This window comes from Paenibacillus doosanensis (genome assembly GCF_025060755.1).
GTDB classification, from domain to species: domain Bacteria; phylum Bacillota; class Bacilli; order Paenibacillales; family NBRC-103111; genus Paenibacillus_S; species Paenibacillus_S doosanensis.
Genome location: NZ_JANYUY010000129.1, coordinates 1 through 799, shown reverse-complemented (window position 1 = coordinate 799; position 799 = coordinate 1). Strand labels below are relative to the sequence as shown.

At 55.1% G+C, this 799-nt stretch carries 1 protein-coding gene; it reads left to right on the top strand.

What is annotated here, in order from left to right; translation table 11 throughout:
- A partial coding sequence (locus tag N0M98_RS33720; protein ID WP_259620508.1) for an ExeA family protein occupies positions 1-741 on the top strand: 741 nt, incomplete at its 5' end.
- Positions 742-799 lie beyond the last annotated feature (58 nt).

Here is a 799-nt window from a genome sequence, read left to right as displayed (position 1 = left end):
GAACTGTATGAGTCGGTGATTCTCGACGAAACACTCGGGCGTCTTGAATACGCCGCCCAGCGTCAGTGGTTCGCCGTCGTCACCGGCGATTGCGGTACAGGCAAGACGACGACAATCCGTCGGTTCACCGAAGTGCTCGATCCAGCAAGCTACAAGGTACTCTATTTGTCGGACTCCAAGCTGACGCCGCGGCACTTCTACAAGGGGCTACTTGAACAGCTCGGCTGCGAGTCGAAGTTCTACCGCGGCGACGCCAAGCGGCAGTTGCATCGCGAGATCGAGCTCATGCGGGGCATTCACAGGCTGCAACCGGTCGTTGTCGTTGACGAGGCGCATCTGCTGGATCGCGAGATGTTGGAGGAAGTCCGCTTCCTGCTCAATTTCAAGATGGATGCACAAAGCCCCATGGCGCTCATCCTTGTCGGCCAAAGCGAACTGTGGGATCGTCTACATTTGCAGGCATATGCCGCCATTCGTCAGCGCATCGATCTGCAGTGCAAGCTGCCGCACTATGATCGTGCACAGACCGGTGATTATATTCGCCGCCATCTGGCGTTCGCCGGAGCAGAGCATGATATCTTTACCGACGGCGCAATCGATGACATTTACCGCTTCTCAAGTGGCGCTGCCCGGTTGATTAACAAAGTATGTACACACGCTCTGATCTACGGGGCACAGAACAAACATCGGATCATCGACGATCATATGGTGAAGCGCGTCATCCAGGGAGAATTGTCATAATTCTCCCTTCCTTTTGTATCTCACGCGGACAGATTGACCGTCACCAGCAGGACAACTT